The 15,869-nt window shown below is 65.3% G+C and carries 14 protein-coding genes and 1 pseudogene; 11 read left to right on the plus strand and 4 right to left on the minus strand.

The features are described 5' to 3' along the window. Positions 1-69 precede the first annotated feature (69 nt). Together ABZO33_RS02350 and ABZO33_RS02355 are read left to right on the plus strand one after the other, a co-directional pair. Positions 70-969 carry a LysR family transcriptional regulator gene (locus ABZO33_RS02350; protein WP_414534696.1) on the plus strand — a complete coding sequence of 300 codons (900 nt, stop codon included), beginning with the start codon at positions 70-72 and terminating at the stop codon, positions 967-969. Positions 970-1,142: 173 nt separating this feature from the next. Further along, positions 1,143-2,528, plus strand: a complete 1,386-nt coding sequence (locus ABZO33_RS02355; RefSeq protein WP_414534697.1) for a VOC family protein — start codon at positions 1,143-1,145, stop codon at positions 2,526-2,528. Between the two features lie 95 nt (positions 2,529-2,623). On the opposite strand, the gene ABZO33_RS02360 is transcribed toward ABZO33_RS02355, so the two are convergent. From ABZO33_RS02360 to ABZO33_RS02370, 3 genes and pseudogenes are all read right to left on the minus strand, one after another. Beyond that, positions 2,624-3,493: a methyl-accepting chemotaxis protein gene (locus tag ABZO33_RS02360; protein WP_414534882.1), complete on the minus strand. Its 870-nt coding sequence runs from the start codon at positions 3,491-3,493 to the stop codon at positions 2,624-2,626. After that, positions 3,491-4,531, minus strand: a pseudogene (locus ABZO33_RS02365) (Cache 3/Cache 2 fusion domain-containing protein); the annotation flags it as partial. The pseudogene ABZO33_RS02365 and the gene ABZO33_RS02360, both read right to left, overlap by 3 nt. 182 nt (positions 4,532-4,713) lie before the next feature. Further along, positions 4,714-5,643: a LysR substrate-binding domain-containing protein gene (locus ABZO33_RS02370; protein WP_414534698.1), complete on the minus strand. Its 930-nt coding sequence runs from the start codon at positions 5,641-5,643 to the stop codon at positions 4,714-4,716. Between the two features lie 155 nt (positions 5,644-5,798). Here ABZO33_RS02370 and ABZO33_RS02375 point away from each other — a divergent pair, with 155 nt between their 5' ends. The 6 genes from ABZO33_RS02375 (at position 5,799) to ABZO33_RS02400 (ending at position 11,048) form a co-directional block, all read left to right on the plus strand. Then, positions 5,799-7,187: a NorM family multidrug efflux MATE transporter gene (locus ABZO33_RS02375; RefSeq protein ID WP_414534699.1), complete on the plus strand. Its 1,389-nt coding sequence runs from the start codon at positions 5,799-5,801 to the stop codon at positions 7,185-7,187. A gap of 342 nt (positions 7,188-7,529) precedes the next feature. After that, positions 7,530-7,742 (plus strand): DUF1127 domain-containing protein, encoded by a 213-nt coding sequence (locus ABZO33_RS02380; protein WP_414534700.1) that lies wholly within the window; start codon positions 7,530-7,532, stop codon positions 7,740-7,742. A 297-nt stretch (positions 7,743-8,039) separates the two neighbouring features. Further along, entirely contained in the window at positions 8,040-8,357 is a 318-nt protein-coding gene (locus tag ABZO33_RS02385; RefSeq protein WP_414534701.1) for a DUF2388 domain-containing protein, read from the plus strand. A gap of 86 nt (positions 8,358-8,443) precedes the next feature. Continuing rightward, positions 8,444-8,737: a DUF2388 domain-containing protein gene (locus ABZO33_RS02390; RefSeq protein ID WP_401108226.1), complete on the plus strand. Its 294-nt coding sequence runs from the start codon at positions 8,444-8,446 to the stop codon at positions 8,735-8,737. A gap of 35 nt (positions 8,738-8,772) precedes the next feature. Then, positions 8,773-9,093, plus strand: coding sequence for a DUF2388 domain-containing protein (locus ABZO33_RS02395; RefSeq protein ID WP_011531558.1), 321 nt, complete (start codon positions 8,773-8,775; stop codon positions 9,091-9,093). Further along, the gene (locus ABZO33_RS02400) at positions 9,090-11,048 is read left to right on the plus strand and encodes a DUF4105 domain-containing protein (protein ID WP_414534702.1); all 1,959 of its coding nucleotides are present in this window, start codon (positions 9,090-9,092) and stop codon (positions 11,046-11,048) included. The genes ABZO33_RS02395 and ABZO33_RS02400 overlap by 4 nt, the downstream gene beginning before the upstream one ends. 109 nt (positions 11,049-11,157) lie before the next feature. Here ABZO33_RS02400 and ABZO33_RS02405 read toward each other — a convergent pair whose 3' ends face one another. Then, positions 11,158-11,559, minus strand: coding sequence for a GFA family protein (locus tag ABZO33_RS02405; protein WP_414534703.1), 402 nt, complete (start codon positions 11,557-11,559; stop codon positions 11,158-11,160). A gap of 268 nt (positions 11,560-11,827) precedes the next feature. On the opposite strand from ABZO33_RS02405, the gene ABZO33_RS02410 reads away from it, so the two are divergent. From ABZO33_RS02410 to ABZO33_RS02420, 3 genes are all read left to right on the plus strand, one after another. After that, positions 11,828-13,135, plus strand: coding sequence for a CitMHS family transporter (locus ABZO33_RS02410; RefSeq protein ID WP_046853643.1), 1,308 nt, complete (start codon positions 11,828-11,830; stop codon positions 13,133-13,135). A 72-nt stretch (positions 13,136-13,207) separates the two neighbouring features. After that, positions 13,208-13,978 carry a TerC family protein gene (locus tag ABZO33_RS02415; RefSeq protein ID WP_023629725.1) on the plus strand — a complete coding sequence of 257 codons (771 nt, stop codon included), beginning with the start codon at positions 13,208-13,210 and terminating at the stop codon, positions 13,976-13,978. A 226-nt stretch (positions 13,979-14,204) separates the two neighbouring features. After that, entirely contained in the window at positions 14,205-15,863 is a 1,659-nt protein-coding gene (locus ABZO33_RS02420) for a Na/Pi cotransporter family protein (RefSeq protein ID WP_414534704.1), read from the plus strand. The last annotated feature ends 6 nt before the right edge of the window (positions 15,864-15,869 follow it).

Raw genomic sequence — 15,869 nt, forward strand, 5'->3', positions numbered from 1 at the left:
GGTGCAACAAACGACCTTTATTCCGCATATCATTCCACCAGGTAATGATTTCAGCCGCCGAGACCGCTTATGTCCAAACGCCTGGTACCGTCCATGACCGCCCTGCAGTGCTTCGAGGCCGCAGCCCGCCACCTGAGCTTCACCCGCGCCGCCGAGGAGCTGCACCTGACGCAGAGCGCGGTGAGCAAGCAGGTGGCGCAGCTCGAGGAGATGCTGCGCCACCACCTGTTCCTGCGCATCCGCCGCCGCCTGCAACTGACGCCGGCCGGCAGCCTGTACCTGGCCGAGGTGAACAAGATCCTCACCCAGGTGGACATGTCCAGCCGCTATGTCCTGAGCTACGGCTCGCAGACCGAAGTATTGAAGGTAGCCACTCAACCGAGTTTCGGCGTGCGCTGGCTGATCCCGCACCTCAAGGGCTTCGGCAAGCGCCACCCGAACCTGCACCTGGACATCCGCAACGAGATGGAGCCATTCGCCCTGCTGCAGGGCTCGGCCGACGTGGTGTTCTTCTATGGCCAGGGCACCTGGCCCGGGGCCACCTGCATCGAGCTGTTCGGCGAAGAGGTTGTGCCGGTGTGCGCGCCGGAGCTGCTGCAAGGGCGCACGCTGCCTGACGCCGGCGCGGTGGCGGAGCTGGTGCTGCTACAGAGCACCTCGCGCCCCCAGGCCTGGCACGAATGGTTCCTGGAGCAAGGGCTGCATACCGACAACAGCTACCATGGGCCACGCTTCGACACCTTCTACATGGCGTTGAGCGCGGCGCAGGCCGGATGCGGAGTGGCGTTGGTGCCCAGTTACCTGGTGGCCAAAGAGCTGGCTGAGGGCAGCCTGGTGCTGGCCTGGGACCATGCGATGAAGAGCAATGGCGCGCATTACCTGGCATATGCCGAGCATGCGGCGGAGGTGCCGAAGGTGCGGGCCTTGGTGGATTGGGTTGCCGAGCAGATCCAGCGGCGCGAGCACTGACGCCAGCGCGGGGCAAGCCCGCTCCCACACAGTTCGTGGGAGCGGGCTTGCCCCGCGATAGGGCCGGCAAGTTCGATCATAAAAGGAATGAAACCCGCACTTTTTTTCGCTTGTATGGCAGCTCCATTCCCAGCTTTCATGTAAGTGTCCTCCACTCACCCAGGAAGCTTGCGATGCCCGCCCACGATTTCGTCAGCCCCGACAGCATCCGTGCGCAGTTCTCTGCCGCCATGTCGCTCATGTACAAGCAGGAAGTCCCGCTGTACGGCACGCTGCTTGAGCTGGTGAGCGAAACCAACCGGCAGGTGATGGCCGCGCAGCCCAAGGTGGCCGAGGCACTACGCTGGACCGGCGAGATCGAACGCCTCGACCAGGAGCGCCACGGCGCCATCCGCGTGGGCACCGCCGAGGAGCTCGCCACCATCGCCCGCCTGTTCGCGGTCATGGGCATGGCGCCGGTCGGCTATTACGACCTGAGCTCCGCCGGCGTACCGGTGCATTCCACCGCGTTCCGCGCCGTGCACGAGCAGTCGCTGCATGTCAGCCCGTTCCGGGTGTTCACTTCGCTGCTACGCCTGGAACTGATCGACAACCCGCAACTGCGCACGCTGGCCCAGGGTATTCTCGACAAGCGACAGATCTTCACCACCCGTGTGCTCGAACTGATCGCCCAATGCGAACACGATGGTGGCCTGAACGCGAGCGATGCCGACACGTTTGTCGACGAAGCACTGCACACCTTCCGCTGGCACCAGGACGCCACCGTCACCGCCGAGCAGTACCAGCAACTGCACGACCAGCACCGCCTGATCGCTGACGTGGTGGCGTTCAAAGGCCCACACATCAACCACCTGACCCCGCGCACCCTGGACATCGACGCGATCCAGCTCGGCATGCCGGCCAAGGGCATTCCGCCCAAGGCGGTGGTCGAAGGGCCGCCCACCCGCCGCCAGCCGATACTGCTACGCCAGACCAGCTTCAAGGCTCTGCAGGAAAGGGTCGCTTTCAGCGATGCCCAGGGCAGCCACACGGCGCGCTTCGGCGAGATCGAACAACGCGGCGCAGCGCTGACGCCCAAGGGGCGCCAGCTGTACGACCGGCTGCTGGATGCGACCCGTGAAGCCTTGGGCGGCGCGCCGGCGGAGGCCAATGCCAAGCGATATATGGCGCTGCTCGCGGAGCACTTCGCCGAGTTTCCGGATGACCTGGGGCAGATGCGCGAGCAGGGGCTTGCGTACTTTCGCTACTTCGCCACCGAGAAAGGCCTGGCCGAGCGCGGGCAACAGGATCGCCCGACCACCCTGCAGGGGTTGATCGACGCCGGGCACGTGCATTTCGAGGCGCTGGTGTATGAGGATTTCCTGCCGGTGAGTGCGGCGGGGATCTTCCAGTCCAACCTGGGGGATGAGGGCCAGGCCGACTATGGCAGCAATGCCAATCGGGATGCCTTCGAGTTGGCGCTGGGGTTGCAGGTGCAGGATGAGCTGGCGCTGTATGCGCAGAGCGAGCGCAGATCGTTGCAGGCGTGTGCGCAGGCGTTGGGCTTGGGGGCGATGTAGAACGTCGATCGCTATCGCGGGGCAAGCCCGCTCCCACGAGCGCACCAAGGCCTCCGTGGGAGCGGGCTTGCCCCGCGATGATGTTGTTTGCTCAATCAGCGCCCAACGCGGAACCGATCCACTTCCTGGCGCAACTGCCCCGCCAGTCCTTCCAGCTCGCGGGCCGTCGTGGCCAGCTCATTGGCCACATCGCGCTGCTCACTGTTGGCCTGGGCGATGCTCTGCAGGTTGCGGCTGAGCACCGTCGCGGTGCTGCTCTGTTCCTGGGTCGCAGTGCTGATCACGGCGAACTGCTCGCCCGCCACCCTGCTCTGCTCGTCGATCCGGGCCAGGGCCTCGGCGACCTTGTCATTGCGCGCCAGGCCTTCCTGCATCAGCTGGTTGCCCTGCTCCAACGTGCTGATGGCATGGCCGGTCTGCTGCTGGATGCTGGCGATCATGCCGGAGATCTCGTCGGTGGCCTGGCGGGTGCGCGCGGCCAGGCCACGGACCTCGTCGGCGACCACGGCGAAACCACGGCCCTGCTCGCCGGCCCGGGCAGCTTCGATGGCGGCATTGAGCGCCAGCAGGTTGGTCTGCTCGGCAATCGAGGTGATCACGCCGACAATGCCGCCGATCTCCTGCGAGCGAGCACCTAGGGTGTCCATCACGCTGGCGGTGCCGCCCAAGGCCTCGGCGATCTGCCGCAGGGAAACCGAGGCTTCGTCCATCGCGCTGCGACCGATGCGGGTCTGCTGGGCGTTGTCGCGGGCCATGCGCTCGGTACCGGCCATGTTGTCGGCGATGTTCATCGAGGTGGCACTGAACTCCTCCACTGCGCCGGCCATGCTGGTGATCTCGCCGGATTGCTGGTCCATACCCTCGCAGGCGCCGGACGACAGACCCGACAACGAGCGTGCGCGGCCACTGACCTGGTCGGAGGCGGTGCGGATATGCTCGACCATGGTCGCCAACGCATCGCCCATCTGGTTGAAGCTGCGGGCCAACTGGCCGATCTCGTCATGGCTGGTGACGCTCAGGCGGGCGTTGAGATCGCCGGCACCCAGGGCTTCGGCCTGGCGCACCAGGTCGCCGAGCGGGCGCAACTTGCGACGCAGCAGCCAGAGGGTCGCGGCCACGGCCAGCAGCATCGCCAACAGACTGCCGATGGCCAGGCGCAGGCCGACGCTCCAGGTCACTTCGCGGATTTCCGCCTTGGGCATGCTCGCCACCACGGTCCACGGACCTTCGGCGAACGGCGCGCTGACACTGAACAGGTCCTGGTCGGCATTGGCCGGGGGGACCAGCCATTGGCCCTGATCGTCCCGAATGGCCAGCGAACCGGTCTGGCCGATGCGAAAGCGCTTGAGATTGGCGAACTGGGCGTTTTGCGCGTCGGTGTAGTCGAAACCGACGAACAGCACGGCGATCACCCGCCCGCCGCCATCGCGCACCGGCACGTAGCGGGTCATGTAGTTGCGCTCGAACAGCATCGCGCGGCCGACATACATCTGCCCGGCCAGCAGCTTGGCATAGGCCGGGTGCTGGCGGTCCAGCTGGGTGCCGATGGCGCGGTTGCCGTCCTGCTTCTTCAGGTTGGTGCTGATGCGCACGAAGTCGTCGCCGCTGAGCACGAACAGCGTCGCGATCCCGGCGGTCATCTGCTGGAATTCATCGACCACCTGGAAGTCGTTGTTCAACAGCCGCTCGCCCAGGTACAGGGCCGGCGTGGCCTGGCCTGCGACCTGCACCGTCTCGCCGGCGTGCAGCATCAGGCCCGAGGCGAACCGCCGCTCGAACAGGCCGCTCAGGCGCTGGGTGTTGTCCTTGAGCGAACCGTGGAAGGTGTCCAGCTGGTCGGCCAGCAGCCGCGCCTCGCTGGCCAGGTGTTCCTGACGGGTGGCCAGGTTGGCGTCGTCCAGCGAACGCAGGGCGAACAGGGTGCTACCGGTGATCACCAGCGCCAGCACGATGGCGAGGGCGATCCCGAGCTGCGAGGCGATACGGGCACGCGGTTGAGACATGGCAAGGCTCCTGGCAAGAGGCCGGGATCGTCCTGATCACGCTGACCGCCCGCTTCCTATCAACGGGGAATCGCGTCCTCTTCCGGGACGCTGGTGCAAGTTGATCGGCGTCTGTAGGAAATACTTGAGTACAGGGCCGGGATATTCGCAAACGTTTTCTTGCTGTGGCCTTTCGGGCGTTTCTAGCCCTGCGCCGAAAGGATATGCACAGCTGGCAAATCCATCGCCTGCGCCTCCTCCTGCAGAAACACGCTGAGCCTGCGCAACCGCTCCCCACCCGGCCGGGTCCTTGGCCACACCAGGTAGTAGTCCATGCCGCTGGCCACCGCGGTCGGCCAGGGCAGGCTCAACCGCCGCTGGGCCACATCCTCGGCCACCATCAGCAGGTCACCCATGGAGATCCCGTAGCCCCGCGCGGCGGCGATCATGCCCAGCTCGAGGGTGTCGAACACCTGCCCGCCCTTGAGCGACACCTTGTCGGTCAGCCCCATGCGCGCCAGCCAGGCACGCCAGTCACGCTTGTCCGGCGTGGGGTGCAACAGTTCGATACCCGCCAGGCGCCGCTCGTCCCAGGGCGCGTCATCGAGCAGGTCGGGGGCGCCCACCGGGATCAGCAACTCGGAAAACAGCCGCCGTACTTCCCAGTCCACCGGGAAGCTGCCATCGCTGAGCAGCACCGCGCAGTCGAACGGCTCCTGGTTGAAGTCAACATGGTCGACGTCCATCCAGGCGCTGGTCAGCTGGACTTCATTGCCGGGCTGCAGATGGCGGAAGCGACTCAGGCGCGCCAACAGCCAGCGCATGGTCAGGGTTGATGGGGCCTTCATGCGCAGGATGTCATCTTCACCGCGCAAGGTTTCGCAGGCCCTCTCCAGCGAGGCGAACCCGTCGCGCACACCGGGCAGCAGCATGCGCGCCGCTTCGGTCAGCTGCAGACTGCGGCCATTGCGCACGAACAGGCGGCAGGCGAAATGCTCCTCCAGGGTGCGGATATGCCGGCTGACCGCGCTTTGGGTGATCGCCAGCTCTTCCCCGGCACGGGTGAATGAGCTCAGCCGAGCGGCAGCTTCAAATGCGCGCAGCGCATAGAGCGGAGGCAGTTGGCGGATCATGATGCACCTGTCATACGGGAGCTGGGTCGGTGCAGAGGATCATACAGGCATGAGTCAGACTCATGGCACTGATCGCATTTATCCTTTTGTGCAAAGCTGACCGAAGCCTCAGAATCGACGGCTCGCTTCCAGAATCATCAAGAAGGACCGCCCCCATGCATGTCGCGCCCACCACCGAACTCAAGGCTTTGCTGCGCCTGGCCGGGCCGCTGATTGCCTCGCAGTTGGCGCACATGCTGATGGTGCTCACCGACACCCTGATGATGGCTCGCATCAGCCCGCAGGCCCTGGCCGGTGGCGGCCTGGGCGCGGCCAGCTACTCGTTCGTGTCGATCTTCTGCCTGGGCGTGATCGCCGCGGTCGGCACGCTGGTGGCCATCCGCAAGGGCGCCAACGACATCGAGGGCGTCACCCGCCTGGCGCAGAGCGGCCTGTGGCTGGCCTGGGGCCTGGCGCTGATCTCGGCGCTGGTGATGTGGAACCTCAAGCCGGTGCTGCTGCTGTTCGGCCAGAAGCCGGAGAACGTCGAGTCGGCGATGCAGCTGCTCACCCTGCTGCCACTCGCCCTCCCCGGCTACATGACCTTCATGGCGCTGCGTGGCTTCACCAGCGCCCTGGGCCACTCGACTCCGGTGATGGTCATCAGCCTGGTGGGCACGGTGGCCAACTACCTGTTCAACCATGCGCTGATCGAGGGCATGTTCGGCCTGCCCAAGCTGGGGCTGATGGGCATCGGCCTGGTCACCGCGGTGGTGACCCTGGGCATGTCCATCGCCCTGGCGCTTTATATTCGCTGGCACAAGGCCTATGCCGCCTACCCACTGCGCAAGGGCCTGTTGCGCCCTTCCCTGCCGGCGCTGCGCGAGCTGTGGCGGCTGGGCCTGCCGATCGGCGGGACCTATATGGTCGAAGTGGGCCTGTTTGCCTTTGCCGCCCTGTGCATGGGCGTGCTGGGCAGCACGGAGCTGGCGGCGCACCAGATCGCCCTGCAGATCGTCTCCACCGCGTTCATGGTGCCGACGGGCCTTTCGTATGCGGTGACCATGCGCGTCGGCCTTTATTACGGCGCCGGCAACCTGCTGGCGGCCCGTAGTGCCGGGCGCGTGGGGATTGGTTTCGGCGCCTCGCTGATGTTCGCCTTCGCCGCACTGTTCTGGTTGTTGCCGGACGCCCTGGTCGGATTGTTCATCGACCGCAACGACCCGGCCTTCGCGGCGATCTTCATGCTCGCGGTGCAGCTGGTGATGGTGGCGGCATGGTTCGAACTGTTCGATGGCGTGCAGACCATCGCCATGGGCTCGATCCGTGGTCTGAAGGATGCCAAGACCACCTTCCTGATCGGCCTGGTGTGCTACTGGCTGGTGGGCGCGCCGAGCGCGTGGCTGTTCGCTTTCAACCTCGGTGGCGGCGCGCAGGGGATCTGGTGGGGGCTGGCGCTGGGCCTGGCCTGCGCGGCGGTGGCGCTGACGTTTGGCTTCGAATGGCGGATGAAGCGGTTGCTGGGCAAGGCCGAGCGTGCGCGGCGGGCGGCGGTCTCGGCTTGAGGGGCTTGGGGCGCTGGGGGATCGCGTGATGGCCGGCAGGTGCCTGGCGCTGCAACTGTGTCGTCGAACACTTTCAGCTAGAACCTACCAAAAACTGTACTACTGTACTGCCTTAAACATCGCCTCTTGCCATCCATTTCCCTACCAACAGCACAAAACCGCACCAAAAAAGTGCGCACCAGTACAGTTTCGCCAATAACCAGTGCAACAGTCGCTTTCAACAGTTAACTGGCCCATCACAATACACTTGAACTGTACCTACTGTTCTGGACGAGAGAGGAGGAAGATGGGCACCAGTTAAATCACTCCCTAATGCCGCCACAAGCGGAAGGATGACACATCATGGAACGTACCCTCAGTTCCGACATGGTTTTCGAAAACGCCCAAGCTTCCAACGCCGCCCTGCCACTGCGCGTTCTGTCCACCCTGGTACTGTGGCAGCGCCGCATGGCCAGCCGCCGCCAACTGGCGCGCCTGGACTCCCGCCTGCTGGCCGACGCCGGTATCAGCGAGTCGCAGCGCTACGAAGAGCTGAGCAAGCCTTTCTGGCGCTAAGCGCCGGCCGCCGGCCCAGGTCGGCACCGTGAACTTTCAAGAACCCGCCGCAGGCAACTGCGGCGGGTTTTTTGTTTTAAGCCGCGCAGTAGAGCACTCGCGCACGCAAGCGTAACAGTTTTATACAATTTAAATTCTATAGATACAGTTACGATTTGATCCGCTTTTCACGCCCAGGCGTAAGAACCGCCGCGTGTTACGCTTGTCCTACGCGCCTGGCATATAAAGTACCGTGACGAGCCAAGCGAGCGTCCGATAACCAGAACCAACCTTGACCCTGTGCAGGAGTCCACCAACATGTCCCGTTATCACCTGATTGGCGCCGCCTTGCTGCTGTCCCTCACCGGTGCCGCCAACGCCACCAGCTTCGTCGTCACCACCGACGCCGTCGTCGGCGCCGTAGCCGCCTCGACCGACGCCACGTCCGATATTTCCTCCTCGTTCCGCGACGACAAGATCGTCAAGGCCGCCCGTGACGATGCCGCCAGCTTCGTCGGCAGCGATGGCGCCATCCGCGGCGCCAAGCTGGAAAGCGCATTCGTGCATATCCGCCAGCAGCTGCCGGCCCTGCAAGCCAGCGATGCGCAGCTGGCGCGCGCCATCCTCGCCATCTGACCCTGCCCTTGCCCCGGATTCACTGGCTCCGAGCCGTGCATCCGGGGTAGCCTTCGCAGCCCGAGACAATCGCCACTTCAAAGCCCATGCGTTATCTATTGCTTTCCTTTGTCGCCCTGGCCTGCATGAACAGCGCCCAGGCGATGGATGCCACCACCCAGAGCCTGGTCATCACGGGCTACGTCACCAGCCAGGTGACGGCCGCCCCCTTCGACCGCAAACGGATCGTCGCGGCCCGTGACGATGCCGCCGTGTTCGTCGCCAGCGACGGCCTGATCCGTGGCGCCCGGCTGGAGGCGGCGTTCGACGCCCTGCGCCACGGCTGCGCCCGGCACTCTGTCGGCGACCGTGAACTGGCCGAAGCGATTCTCGTCCAATAACTACACCCGCTCCCTTGCATTTCCGGAGATGCTCCATGCGTAAACCGCTGATCGCCGCCACCCTCGGCATGCTGCTGCTCGCCGACCTGGCCCAGGCACACACCCTGGTGGCCACCAGCAACATCATCGTCCGCGCCTTTGGCCGGTCGATCGATTTCACCTCCGACACCACCACCTCGATCCGCGACTCGAAAGTGGTGCGTGAAGCCCACGACGACGCCGCCAGCTTCGTCGCCAGCAATGGCGACATCCGCGGCGCGCAGCTCGAAGCCGCCTTCGACACCTTGCGAGCCCGTGTGCCCGAAGCCCGCGACGCCAGCGACCAGGTGCTGGCCGAAGCCATCCTCGCCCTGTGAAGCGCATGCGTGCCTGGCTGCTGGGCTGCGCCCTGACGCTGCTTGGCACGCCCGCCCTGGCCGATCTGCAGCTGGTGCTGCAGACCGACGGCCTTGACCCTTCGCAACGGCAGGCCAGTCAGGTGCTGCTCGACGAAGCCATGGCCAAGCTGCCACCGCGCTTCAAGCAGCAGCTCGACCGGCAGATCCTGGTCAGCTGGACCTCGCGCATGCCCGAGGATGCCTACGGCCAGGCCTCGCCGGTCGCCAGCCTGGATCTCAACCGGCGCCTGCTGCCGGGTCTCGTAGACGGCAGTGCCGCCCGCGAGAAGACCAACCGCCCCCATGGCACGGTCCGCGAAGAACTGCTGGCCACCGTGCTCCACGAGCTTACCCATATCTATGACCGCGCCCGCCTGTGGCCGGACGCCGAACGCCGGCTGATCAGCCGCTGCAAGCGCCAGCAGGGCGCACTTGGCAAGGTCGGCCTGGCGCAGGACTGTCGCGGCCAGGCCGAGCGCCGCTTCACCCTGAGCGACGACCCGCGCCTGCTGGACCTGGCCGGCTGGCCGCAGTACGTCGGCCGGCGCGGCGAGCGCGAGCAACACAATGGCCAGCTGGTGCGCAGCCCGGACCCTTACGAACTGAGTAGCCCGAAAGAGTTCATTGCGGTCAACATGGAGTACTTCCTCCTCGACCCGAGCTACGGCTGCCGCCGCCCGGCACTGAACCAGTACCTGCGCGACCACTTCGGCTGGGCGCCGCACCAGGACGCCTGCGCCAAGGGCCTGCCGTTCCTCAACGCCGGCAACGACTTCGCCCGCCAACCCTTGGGCGAGATCGACCCGGAACGGGTCTACGAGGTCGACTACCTGCTGGCCGAGGCCAACCAGAACTGGGTCAGCCGCTGGGGCCACAGCATGCTGCGCCTGGTGATCTGTGCCCCGGGTCGGCCACGCGGGCCGGCCTGCCGCCTGGACCTCGACCAGAGCCTGGTGCTGTCGTACCGCGCCTTCGTCAACGACGTACAGCTGTCCAGCTGGGATGGCCTGGTCGGCGCCTACCCGTCACGGCTGTTCGTGCTGCCGCTGGGGCAGGTGATCGACGAGTACACCAAGACCGAGCTGCGCAGCCTGGCCTCGGTGCCGCTCAAGCTCAGCCGCGGCGAGATCGAGAACCTGGTGCGCCAGGCCGCCGAGATGCACTGGAGCTACGACGGCAACTACTACTTCCTGTCCAACAACTGCGCCGTGGAGTCGCTCAAGCTGCTGCGCAGCGGCACCGGCAACCCGCGCCTGAACGACCTGGACAGCATCATGCCCAACGGCCTGCTCGAGGTCATGAAGGGCAGGGGCCTGGCCGATACCAGCGTGCTCGACGACCCGCGCGAAGCCCTGCGCCTGGGCTATCGCTTCGACTCTTACCGCGATCGCTACCAGGCGATGTTCGAGGTATTGCGCAAGCAGTTGCCGGTCAGACAGACCACCGTGGAAGACTGGCTGGCACAGGATGCCGAGCAGCGCCGCCAGTGGTTCGACCGCGCCGACCTGCGTACCAGCGCGGCCTTGCTGCTGCTCGAACAGGCCGGGCTGCGGCGCCAACTGTTGCTGGCCCAGGATGAAGTCAAGCAACGCTACCTGAACGGGCGGGCGCTCAAGGACGGCAGTTTCGACAAGGCCAACGAGACCTTGCAGGCGATGCTGGCCAACAGCGGCTTCCTCAGCCGCCCGGCGGAATTGCTCGGGGCAGGGGGCTACGGCCTGCCGCAGCCAGAAGAGCGCAAGCAGCTGGAGCAGGTGAGCAGCGAGCGCCAGGCGCAGCTGCTGCGCCTGAGCACCGACCTGGACCAGCAGGTGAGGGCGCTGCTGGGGCCGGAGCGGGGCAGGGAGATCAAGGCGGTGGAGGCCAATATCAAGCAGGTGGGCGAGCACCTGCGAGCGTTGCACAAGGCGGCCGGGGGGTTGCAGCTGCCCTAGCGCATGGCAGGTCAGCCTCTATCGCCGGCAAGCCGGCTCCCACAGGGATCGCATAACCCTGTGGGAGCCGGCTTGCCGGCGATAGGGCCGGAAGAGGCAGCACAATGCCCTACGGGCTTTCCTCGTCTTCCTCCGGCAACTCTTGGTCCACCTGCAACCACGGCAAGCGGCTCCCCACCCAGATATGCCGATTGGCCGGCACCCGCTCCGGGTGATCCAGCGTCGCCACGGTCACATCGATCGAATCCGGGCTATGGGTCGTCACCAGCGCCACGTGCGCCCCGCAACTGCCACAGAAGTAACGACTGCAGGTTTCCGGCGCCATGTAGCGCTGCGGTGAACCCGCCAACCACTGGAAATCCTTGAAGGGCAGGGTGACCCAGGTCACCAGCGTGCCCCCGCTGACCCGCCGACAGATCGAGCAATGGCAATGGGCGACATCGCCCAGGGCGCCCGACAAGCGATAACGCAGGGCACCGCAATGGCACCCGCCTTCCACGACATCCGACATCGAAACGACCTCCCGTCGCCTGGCGCCAGCCGAAAGCTGGCTGAAAGCTTGCCCACATAGGATAGCGCCACCACCGGCAGCAGACCGGTCAGCCAGGGCACCCGGAAACTTCCGCGCCCGGCCCAATCAACAACAACAATGGTGATTCTGATGTTTTCCTGTGCCCGCCTTTTCGCAGTACCCCTCCGCCTGCTCCTCGCGCAGCGCCTGACGCGCTGATCCGCCCGAATCGTCCTTCCTTTCGCCGCGCCACGCCTGGAGTACCGCCATGCTGACCTTCCTCGGCTTCGCCATGGTCATCACCTTCATGTACCTGATCATGACCAAGCGCCTGTCGGCCTTGATCGCGCTGATCCTGGTACCGATCCTGTTCGCCCTGTTCGGCGGCTTCTACAGCGACATCGGCCCGATGATGCTGCAGGGCATCAGCAAGCTTGCGCCCACTGGCGTGATGCTGATGTTCGCCATTCTCTACTTTGCCCTGATGATCGACTCCGGCCTGTTCGACCCGGCCGTGCGCAAGATCCTCAAGCTGGTCAAGGGCGACCCGCTGAAAGTCTCGGTCGGCACCGCGGTGCTGGCGCTGGTGGTGTCCCTCGACGGCGATGGCGCCACCACCTACATGATCTGCTGCGCCGCCATGCTGCCGATGTACAGCCGCCTGGGCATGAGCCCGCGGATCATGGCCGGCCTGATCATCCTCGCCGGCGGGGTGATGAACATGACCCCGTGGGGCGGCCCGACCGCGCGCGCCGCCAGTGCCCTGCACGTGGACCCTTCGGACATCTTCGTGCCGATGATCCCGGCCATGGCCTTCGGTGTGCTGGCGATCCTCGCAATCGCCTACTGGTACGGCCTGCGTGAGCGTGCCCGCCTGGGTGAACTGCACCTGCCGACCGACGACATCGACCACAGCGAAATCAGCGTGTCGCAGTTCCCGGAAGCCCGCCGGCCGAAGCTGCTGTGGTTCAACGGCGCCCTGACCGCCGCGCTGATGGTTGCGTTGATCGCCGGCGTGCTGCCGCTGCCGGTGCTGTTCATGATCGCCTTCAGCATCGCCATGATCGTCAACTACCCGTGCCTGCAGCAGCAGAAGGACCGCATCGCCGCCCACGCCTCCAGCGTGCTCGCCGTGAGCGGGCTGATCTTCGCCGCGGGCATCTTCACCGGCATCCTGTCGGGTACCGGCATGGTCGATGCCATGTCCAAGAGCCTGCTGGCGGTGATTCCGGAGGCGTTCGGCCCCTACATGGCGGTGATCACCGCACTGGTCAGCATGCCGTTCACCTTCTTCATGTCCAACGACGCCTTCTACTACGGCGTGCTGCCAGTGCTGTCGGAGTTCGCCAGCCACTACGGCGTCACCCCGGTGGAAATGGCCCGCGCGTCGATCGTCGGCCAGCCGGTACACCTGCTCAGCCCGTTGGTACCCTCCACCTACCTGCTGGTGGCCCTGGCCGGCATCGAGTTCGGCGACCACCAGCGCTTCACCCTCAAGTGGGCAGTGCTGGTGTGCCTGTGCATAATGTTCGGCGCACTGGCACTGGGGACTTTCCCGCTGTTCAGCAGTCTGTAATACAAGCGCCTCATCCAACCGCAAAGCGCCCGCCATCAGGGCGCTTTGCCTTTACCGCTCGAAGGAATACACATGGAATGGCTGACCAGCCCGGAAATCTGGGTTGCCTTTTTCACCCTCACCGCGCTTGAGATCGTGCTCGGGATCGACAACATCATCATGATCTCGATCCTGGTCAGCCGCATGCCCAAGCACATGCAGCCGCGCACGCGGATCTTCGGTCTGGCCCTGGCCATGGTCACGCGGATCATGCTGCTACTGTCGATCACCTGGGTCATGCGCCTGACCGACGACCTGTTCCATGTGCTGGGCGAGGGTATCTCCGGGCGCGACCTGATCCTGTTCTTCGGCGGCCTGTTCCTCTTGTGGAAAAGCTCCCAGGAGATCTACCACGGCCTGGAAGGCGAGGACGAAAACCCCGACGAGCCGAAAGGCGCGGGTGGCAAGTTCTTCTACACCATCATCCAGATCGCCATCATCGACATCGTGTTCTCGCTGGACTCGGTGATCACCGCGGTGGGCATGGTCTCCCACGTGCCGGTGATGATCGCCGCGATCATCGTCGCGGTACTGGTGATGATGCTCTGCGCCGGCACCATCAGTGATTTCATCGACAAGCACCCATCGCTGAAGATGCTCGCGCTTTCGTTCCTGATCGTCGTCGGTACCGTGCTGATCGCCGAATCCTTCGATGTGCACGTGCCGAAGGGCTACGTCTACTTCGCCATGGCTTTCTCGCTGGCGGTGGAGGCGATCAACATCCGCATGCGCACGGCGATGGCCCGCAAGAAGGGCAAGGAACACGATCCAGTGAAACTGCGCAAGGACATCCCGGGTCAATAGACCCAGGAAGCGCGGTAGCGAAAGGGCCCTTCGGGGCCTTTTTTTGTTGCCGACGATCAGGCCAGCGCATGTTTCAAATACGTTTCACCCATGCCAAGCTGGCGCCAGCCAGGCAAAACAACTAAAGCTTCAGTGAGCACTGGAAAAACCAGCCCACCCCCGGGCCAGGCTCGCCGCTGCACCCATTGGCCCCGCCCAGGGGCATAGAAGAAAAGGGGGCCCGACCATGCTGACCCTGCTCAATCTGCTCTCCGCCGTGGCGTTGCTGGTGTGGGGCACCCATATCGTGCGTACCGGCATCTTGCGGGTGTATGGCTCGAACCTGCGCCGGGTGCTCGGCCAGAACATGAACAAGCGCCCGCTGGCGTTCATCGCCGGGATCCTGGTCACCGCCATGGTGCAGAGCAGCAACGCCACCGCCATGCTGGTCACCTCATTCGTCGGCCAGGGCCTGATGGCCATGACCCCGGCCCTGGCGATCATGCTCGGCGCCGATGTGGGTACCGCGCTGATGGCCCGGGTGCTGACCTTCGACCTGTCCTGGCTGTCGCCGCTGCTGATCTTCCTCGGGGTGATCTTCTTCCTCTCGCGCAAGCAGACCCGCGCCGGCCAGCTGGGCCGGGTGGGTATCGGCCTGGGCCTGATCATCCTGGCGCTGCAGCTGATCGTCCACGCCGCCGCGCCGATCACCCACGCCCAGGGGGTGAAGGTGCTGTTCGCCTCGCTCACTGGCGATATCCTGCTCGACGCCCTGATCGGCGCGCTGTTCGCCATGATCTCCTACTCCAGCCTGGCCGCCGTGCTGCTCACCGCCACGCTGGCAGGCGCCGAAGTGATCAGCCTGCCGGTGGCCATCGGCCTGGTGATCGGCGCCAACATCGGCAGCGGCTTGCTGGCCTTTCTCACCACCAGCCTGCAGAACAGCGCCGGGCGCCGGGTGGCGCTGGGCAGCCTGCTGTACAAGATCGTCGGCCTGCTGCTGATCATCCCGGTGCTGCACCCGCTGGTGGAGTGGATGGACAGCCTGAGCTTCAGCCCGCAGGAGCTGGTGATCGGCTTCCATCTGCTCTACAACACCTTGCGCTGCCTGCTGATGCTGCCAACGGTGAAACCCATGGGCCGGGTGTGCAGCTACCTGCTGCCCGAACGCGACAGCGGCAATGGCCACCACCAGCCACGCCACTTGGACCCGACCGCTTTGAATACCCCCAGCCTGGCGCTGGTCAACGCCGTGCGCGAGACCTTGCGCCTGGGCGATATCGTCGACAGCCTGCTCGAGGCCATGCTTGGCGCCCTGCGCGGTACCCAGACGGCCTTGCCGCAACAGGTTCGGGCCCTCGGCGAGGATGCCGAGGCGCTGTACAACGCCATCAAGCTGTACCTGGCGCAGATGCCCCGTGAAGACCTTGCCGAGCAGGACAACCGGCGCTGGGCAGAGATCATCGAGGTGGCGATCAACCTCAAGCTGGCAAGCGACCTGATCGAACGGATGCTGCGCAAGGTGCAGCAGCAGAAGACCTCGCAGCGCCGGGAGTTCTCCCAGGTCGGCCTGGAGGAGTTGACCGGCCTGCAGGAGCAATTGCTGGCCAACCTGCGCCTGGGCCTGTCGGTGTTCCTCAGCGCCGACCCGCAGAGCGCGCAGCAGCTGCTGCGCGAGAAACGTCGCTTCCGCGCCCAGGAACGGCGCCTGGCCCACGCCCATGTCAGCCGCCTGCAACGTAAAGTGGTGCAGAGTATCGAGACCAGTTCGCTACACTTGGAGCTCATTGCCGACATGAAGCGTTTGAACTCTTTGTTCTGCAGCAGTGCCTATGTGGTACTGGGCGGCACCGACACCGGCGGGCTGATGCTCGACAGCGTGCCGGACGAAGCCCGCCAGCCTTGAGCCCAG

The organism is Pseudomonas sp. CAM1A (genome assembly GCF_047501685.1).
Lineage (GTDB): Bacteria > Pseudomonadota > Gammaproteobacteria > Pseudomonadales > Pseudomonadaceae > Aquipseudomonas.